Source organism: Bullifex sp., assembly GCF_034103065.1.
Taxonomy (GTDB): Bacteria; Spirochaetota; Spirochaetia; order Sphaerochaetales; family Sphaerochaetaceae; genus Bullifex.
On sequence record NZ_JAXEGN010000023.1, the window covers coordinates 1 to 7,169 of the forward strand.

8 protein-coding genes are annotated in these 7,169 nt (G+C 33.3%); 7 read left to right on the plus strand and 1 reads right to left on the minus strand.

The genetic code is table 11. From position 1 onward, the window contains the following. From SOY52_RS00870 to SOY52_RS00895, 6 genes are all read left to right on the plus strand, one after another. The coding region (locus tag SOY52_RS00870) for a PstC family ABC transporter permease (protein ID WP_320847096.1) at positions 1–549 on the plus strand (549 nt) is incomplete at its 5' end. After that, the gene (gene pstA / locus SOY52_RS00875; RefSeq protein WP_320847097.1) at positions 546–1,388 is read left to right on the plus strand and encodes a phosphate ABC transporter permease PstA; all 843 of its coding nucleotides are present in this window, start codon (positions 546–548) and stop codon (positions 1,386–1,388) included. The genes SOY52_RS00870 and pstA, both read left to right, overlap by 4 nt. After that, the gene (gene pstB / locus SOY52_RS00880; protein WP_320847098.1) at positions 1,385–2,137 is read left to right on the plus strand and encodes a phosphate ABC transporter ATP-binding protein PstB; all 753 of its coding nucleotides are present in this window, start codon (positions 1,385–1,387) and stop codon (positions 2,135–2,137) included. The genes pstA and pstB overlap by 4 nt, the downstream gene beginning before the upstream one ends. Before the next feature lies 1 nt (position 2,138). Continuing rightward, positions 2,139–2,759: a phosphate signaling complex protein PhoU gene (gene phoU, locus SOY52_RS00885; protein ID WP_320847099.1), complete on the plus strand. Its 621-nt coding sequence runs from the start codon at positions 2,139–2,141 to the stop codon at positions 2,757–2,759. Positions 2,760–2,771: 12 nt separating this feature from the next. Continuing rightward, entirely contained in the window at positions 2,772–3,440 is a 669-nt protein-coding gene (locus tag SOY52_RS00890; protein ID WP_320847100.1) for a response regulator transcription factor, read from the plus strand. Continuing rightward, entirely contained in the window at positions 3,421–5,088 is a 1,668-nt protein-coding gene (locus SOY52_RS00895) for an ATP-binding protein (protein WP_320847101.1), read from the plus strand. Before SOY52_RS00890 ends, SOY52_RS00895 begins: the two co-directional genes overlap by 20 nt. On the opposite strand, the gene SOY52_RS00900 is transcribed toward SOY52_RS00895, so the two are convergent. Then, a complete protein-coding gene (locus SOY52_RS00900; RefSeq protein WP_320847102.1) occupies positions 5,081–6,661 on the minus strand; it encodes a nucleoside kinase in 1,581 nt (526 codons plus the stop codon). The genes SOY52_RS00895 and SOY52_RS00900 overlap by 8 nt on opposite strands. Positions 6,662–6,746: 85 nt before the next feature. Here SOY52_RS00900 and SOY52_RS00905 point away from each other — a divergent pair. Then, positions 6,747–7,169, plus strand: a 423-nt coding sequence (locus SOY52_RS00905; protein WP_320847103.1) for an aldehyde ferredoxin oxidoreductase N-terminal domain-containing protein, incomplete at its 3' end; no start/stop codon positions are given.

Genomic DNA, 7,169 nt, shown 5'->3' on the forward strand with positions numbered 1-7,169 from the left:
TTATTTGTAGTAGTAATTGGAGTTATTTCAGGTATTCCATCTGTTGTTTATGGCTTAGTTGGTATGCTTATTTTAGTGCCACTAATTAGAAATGTTTTTTCCCTGCCAGATGGTGCATCGCTTTTTGCTGCAATAATTGTACTTGCTATAATGATATTACCGACAGTAATTAAAGTATCTTTAACAAGCCTTGAGGCAGTCCCAAAAGAGTATGAGGAAGCTTCTCTTGCACTAGGTGCAAATGAAACGGAAACTTACTTTAGAATTAGTGTTCCAGCTGCTAAGAGTGGAATATTAACTGGGATAGTACTTGGAATTGGTAGAGCTATTGGAGAAGCAATGGCAGTAATGATGGTTGCGGGAAATGTAGCTAACATGCCATCCTTATTTCAAAGCGTCAGATTCTTAACAACTGCAGTCGCTATAGAGATGTCTTATTCTTCAGGACTTCAAAGGCAAGCTTTATTTTCAATAGCTTTAGTACTATTTGTATTCATTATGTTAATTAACGCTATCTTGATGGCACTAAGAGAGGAGAAAGATAAATGAGTAGTAGAAAGCTATATACATATTTGATGAATGCTCTATCTTTTCTTAGCATTTTAGTTGTTGCTTTATTTTCTCTCTTTTTAGTTTGCTATGTTTTTTTTAAAGGTTTTAGCAACATTACATTTAAGCTTATATCAACTTCACCATCATACCTTGAGGAGCGAATTGGAATCTTACCTGATATAGTAAATACAATTTATCTTGTACTTACTACTTTAATTATTGTGCTTCCATTGGGTGTTGGTGCTGCGATATATCTAAATGAATATGCAACTAATAAAAAAATAACTAAGCTAATTGGATTTGCTTCTGAAACTCTATCTGGTATTCCCTCAATTATTTATGGCTTAGCTGGTATGCTAATCTTTTGTCAATTTCTAAAGCTAAGAACATCTTTAATTTCAGGTAGTTTAACTCTTGTAATGATGACACTTCCAACTGTAATTAGAACTACAGAGGAGAGCTTAAAAACTGTCCCAAATAGCTATAGAGAAGGAGCTTTTGCTCTTGGTGCTGGTAAGTGGCGAACTATTAGGACTGTAGTACTACCTGCTTCAATACAAGGTATTTTAACAGGCTGTATTCTATCGGTTGGAAGAATTCTAGGAGAGAGTGCTGCATTACTATTTACTATGGGCTTTGCCCACACCTTAAATGGATACTTAACTGCACTTTCTTCCTCTGGTTCAACTCTTACAGTTGCTCTCTATGTTTATGCTAAAGAGCAGGGTGAGTTTGGCGTTGCCTTTGCTATTGCAGCAATTTTGATGGTTTTAACAATTGTTTTGAATTTAATAACGTTTTTCTTGGAACGTTATTTTGCTAGGAGATATAGATGAATATATTAGAGAGTAAAAAACTTGACCTATTTTATTCAAACCACCATGCACTTAAGGATATTAATTTATCGATGGGTGAAAATAGTGTTACCGCATTAATTGGTCCATCAGGATGTGGAAAGAGTACATTCTTAAAGACATTAAATAGGATGAATGATCTTGTCCAAGGAGTAAAAATTACAGGTGAGGTTCTATATGAGGGTAAAGATATTTACCAAGAGTCTCAGGATGTAAATGAGTTAAGAAAGAATGTTGGAATGGTTTTCCAAAAACCTAATCCTTTTATGATGAGCATATATGATAATATAGCATATGGACCTCGCACTCATGGGTTAAAGAAAAAAGCTGAACTAGATGAAATTGTTGAGTCCTCTTTAAAGGGTGCAGCTTTATGGGATGAAGTTAAAGATCGATTAAAGAAAAGTGCACTAGGCCTTTCTGGAGGTCAACAACAAAGACTTTGCATCGCTAGAGCTTTAGCTGTTAGACCAAAGGTTTTGCTTATGGATGAACCTACCTCAGCCTTAGACCCTATTTCAACTTCAAAAATTGAAGAGCTTATTATTAAACTAAAGGAAGAATATACAATTGTAATTGTTACACATAATATGCAGCAAGCTATGCGTATTAGTGATGTTACTGCATTTTTCCTCTTAGGTGAATTAATAGAAGTTGGAAATACAGAGGAGTTATTCTCATCTCCTAAAGAAAAAAAGACAGAAGATTATATTACAGGAAGATTTGGTTAATATGAGAACAAATTATTTAAAACAGTTATCACAGCTTGAAAAAGAGTTAATTACTATGGGCTCTCTTTGTGAAGCAATTATTACAAAGTGTGTTTCTCTAATTGGTAAGAGTGATTTAGATTTAAAAGATATTAAGTCGCTTGAAGGTGAAATTAACCAAAAAGAAAGGGAGCTTGAAAATCTTTGTATTAGGATTTTGTTATTACAGCAACCTGTAGCAGGAGACTTGAAATATATCTCTGCAGCTTTAAAGATGGTTACTGATTTAGAGCGAATTGGAGATAATGCAGCAGATGTTGCTGAAACATCTATTTATATTAAGAAATCAGATAATGAGGCAGCTATTTTAATTGAAAAGATGTGTGAAGCAGTTGTCTTTATGGTTCATTCAGCTCTTGATGCTTTTGTTCGTCGTGATAAGGTGCTTGCTAAAGAAATGATTGAATATGATAATGTAGTTGATGATCTTTTTTTGAAAGTAAAGAAAGCTGTTATTTCCTCTATTAATAGAGATGATGCAGATGGAGAGAGCATTACAGATCTTTTGATGTGTGCAAAATACTTTGAAAGAATTGGGGACCATGCTGTTAATGTTGCTAAGTGGGCAATATACGCAGGTTGAAGGAGGAGTTTTATGATTATTGTCGTTGAAGATGATGATAGTATTCGTTCCTTGGAGCTATATACTTTAAAGAGTGTTGGCTTTGAAGCCGTTGGATGTTCAAATGCTGAGTCCCTATTTAAAGAGCTTGAGAAGAAAAGGCCGCAACTAATTATTCTTGATATCATGCTTCCTGATATGGATGGCGTTTCTATACTCAGAGAGATTAGAAAAATTATGGATGTACCAGTAATAATGGCAACTGCCAAAGGTAGCGAGTTTGATAAGGTTGAAAGTTTAGATTTAGGTGCTGATGATTACCTTGTTAAGCCTTTTGGCATGATGGAAATGGTTTCTAGAATTAAAGCAGTATTAAGAAGAAGTGGTAGTGGTGAAAATAGTATTGTATCATCAAGTGGAATTGAAATTGATACCTCAGCTCATGAAGTTAGAGTAGATGGAAACTTGGTTGTTCTTACATTAAAGGAGTATGAATTACTACTTTTTTTAATGCGCAGGGCTGAAATTGTTTTTTCTCGTGATGACCTTTTAGTGAAGATTTGGGGACTTTCTTCCTTAAGTGAAACTAGAACTGTTGATGCACATGTTAAGACTTTAAGACAAAAGCTTGGTCAATATGGTGCGTTGATTGAGACTGTTAGAGGAGTAGGTTACAAGTTCCATGAACAAAACGATATTTAGAGCAATATTAGTAGCTGCTGTTTTTATAACAATCATTTCGTTGCTTTCTGCTTTAGTAGCAGTTAATTCAAGCTTTGAAAAGACAGAAGAAAGCAGGCTTAGAGCAGATACAGAGATGCTAAAGAATGCCGTAGAAGTCGGAGGTCTACCATATTTAGAGAACTTAAATATTCCTGATTTTAGAATTACTTGGATAAGTAATGATGGACAGGTTTTATTTGATGACTCTGTAGATGCGACACACTTAGAAAACCATAGCGATAGAGATGAAATTAAGATGGCTTCTTTATATGGTTATGGATCAAGTGTAAGGTACTCATCAACGCTCTCTACTACTACAATTTATGCTGCAAATAGACTCTCTGATGGTTCTATTATTAGAGTTTCTATGACTAGAGCATCAATACTATTTGAGCTTTTATCTCTTATTCCTTCAATGGTTATTATCATAATCTTTTCTGCAATTATTGCAGTTTTTGTTTCAAAGAAGTTATCGAGTAAGATTATCAAGCCTCTTAATTCGTTAAATTTGGATTCACCACTAGAAAATGATACCTATGATGAAATATCACCACTACTGGTAAAAATAGATGCTCAGCAAAAAGAAATAAAAGCTAAGATGGATGAGCTTGAAGCAAAAAAAAGAGAGTTTGAAGGCATTACTGATAATATGAGTGAAGCTCTTATTTTAGTAAACAGTGATGATGTAATTGTTTCAATGAATAACTCAGCAATGCATCTTTTTAATACTGATGAGTCTTCAAATGGTAAAGATATAATTACACTTGAGCGTGAGATTACTTTCCTTGATGCATTAAGAAGAGCCCATGATGGAGTGAATGTTGAAAGTATTTTTTCTAAGAATGGTTTTGAATACTCCCTTGTTATTTCTCCAATAAAAGATGGAGAAAAGAACCTTGGACTTTGTTTGCTCTTTTTAGATATTACTGAAAAGGCCCGTTCGGAAGAACTTCGAAGAGAGTTTAGTGCTAATGTTTCTCATGAGTTAAAAACTCCATTGCAGACAATATTAGCTTCTTCTGAGCTTTTATGTGCAGGTGTTGTAAAGAGTGAAGATCAAAATGATTTTATTTCAAAGATCCATAGTGAGGCTTCTAGGTTAGTTTCCTTAATTGATGACTGTATTAGAATTTCAGAGCTTGATGAAGATGTGGCAATGAACTTTGATAACATCAATCTTCCTGCTTTCTTTAATGATGTTGTTGATGCATTAAAATCTGCAGCTGATAAGAAGGATATTAAGATATCATATTATTCAGATGATATTTCTATTCGCTGTGTACCTCATTTATTTTATGAAATTGTTTATAACCTTGTTGATAACGCAATTAGATATAATAAAGTGGGTGGTACAATTGAGATAAGCTTTAAAAGAGAAAAAAATTCTCTAGAGCTGAGAGTACAGGATAGTGGAATAGGAATTCCCAAGGATAGCTTAGAGCGTATATTTGAGCGCTTTTACCGCGTAGATAAAAGCCACTCTAGAGCAAGTGGTGGAACAGGTCTTGGCTTATCAATTGTAAAACATGCAGTTTTGTATCATGGTGGAAAGTTATTTATTGAAAGTGAGCTTGGAAAAGGCACTAATATTGGAGCTGACTTTCCTCTATCTATGGCGACTAAATAGCGCCATAGACAGAGCCACCAATAAACTCTCTCAATACAGAGTCTGAAGGTATCTTTTCTGATTGTATTGGATAGCAGAGCTCTAGGAATTTTAATATTCTTCTAGCTGTTGTGTATGCATAGCCACAGTCTGGTTTAATGCTCCTAAGTAGTGGAATTGCATAAGGCACTAAGGCTGCAATTTCATATGATAGGTTGGAGTTAATCATGCTATTTGCATTATTTTGATATGGAAATATGTGATTTTTCTCACCTCTTTCAACACTTGGCCACATAGAAAGTGTATCCTCAGGAGCAATACCTCTAGTTCTGCTATCACGAACTAGTCTTCTAATAATTCTATTATCTGTTGTACTTATTCTGTTTTGTTCATCGATACAAACACTAGTTAAACAACTAATGTATATTTTATATACAACGTTTGGATCAATGTTAGGACATAGTTTTGGATTAAGTGCATGAATACCTTCAATAATTAATATTGAATTTTCTTTTAATAGAGTAGTAGCTTCACTTTCTCCTCTCATACCACTTTTAAAATCATAGTAAGGAAGATGAACCTCATTTCCTTTTAATAGCTCTTCTAAGTTATTCCTAAACAGTTCTAGGTTAAGGGCTTCCATTACTTCAAAGTCATAATTACCATCTTCATCCTTTGGAACTTGCTCCTTTGGTAGATAGTAATCATCAAGGGATATTTTTATTGGTTCATATCCAATTATCTCAAGCTCTCTAAATAGTTTAAGTGATGATGTTGTTTTACCAGAGGAAGAAGGGCCTGCAATAAATACAGCTTTAATAGTACCAAGTGTTTTTATTTTCTCACTAATTAAAGCTATTTGACGATTCATCATTGCTTCAGAAAGGGTAATTACTCTTTCTGTATCGCCATTTTTTATTATCTCATTTAGCTCTCCTAATGAGCTTGTATGTAGGATTTTTAAATTTTCTCTACTTTTATTAAATATTTTGTATAAAAGAGGGTTATCTACAAAATCCTTAATATTATTTATATCTCTTGTTTGAGGGTATCTTAAGAGTAAACCATTTTGATATAAACGTAGTTCCCAAATCGATAGTATAGATGTATGAGTCACAACTGGTTCGTAAGCAATGAAAGAAAAACCATCAATTGTGTTGATTTTTATCACACTATCATTACGAGTTTTTAATAGTGATAGCGAGTGTTCATATTGTGGTTTTGAAAAAAGCTTTAAAGCATTTAAATAGGAAACATATTTAGTTTCTATTGTAAGGTTTTTTGCCACAGCTTCTTCCATTTTATTCTTTAAGGCCTTTACCTCTTCCTCTGTTACTTCATGGTCTGTGAATTGAAAGTAAAAACCATCACCAAGACTATGACCTATTTCAAGGTGCCTATTGGGATATAAAAAAGCAGCTGCATAGGATAGTAATAAACAAATTGAGTGACGATATATTCTTTTTCCAAGAGGAGAGAAGAGCTTTACCTCTTCTATTTCTGCTTTATGAAGAATTTTGTAGTCAAGACTCTTTAATTCTCCATCTACTAATATTCCAACTACTGGGTTATTTTTATATAAACTTTCATCCATAACAATTATTATATCTCACAACTTGTGTTTTTTGAGAAAAAATGGCTAATTGACTATATAGTTCTTCTTAATTATTCTTTTTTTTATGGAAAAGAAGATCATCATAGCGGACCTTACTGAACAAAAGATTATTTTTTCTTCAATTGAATGCGATAAAGAAGGCCTTGAACTTGCACTATTTTTGCAAGATGGTGATGATATTGTTTTCGCTCCAGTTGAAAACAGATTTATTAATAGTGGTTATTTAATTGTTTTTAATTCTCTTTATGATAATAAAATAACTTATCAAAGAGGTAATTCAGATTTATTATCCTTCTTTTATAGCGAAAATATTTCTGCACTTTTAGTAAAGGGTAATGCTAGAAAACTTTCCTATATTTCAATTCGTGATGATGAATTAGCAATTAATAGCTGTGAAAAGCTTAGAGCAAATGGTATTAACCATACATTTGAAATTATTTCTAAAGGTGATGATGGAGTCTTAGCAATTGGTGAAGCTGGTGAAAAA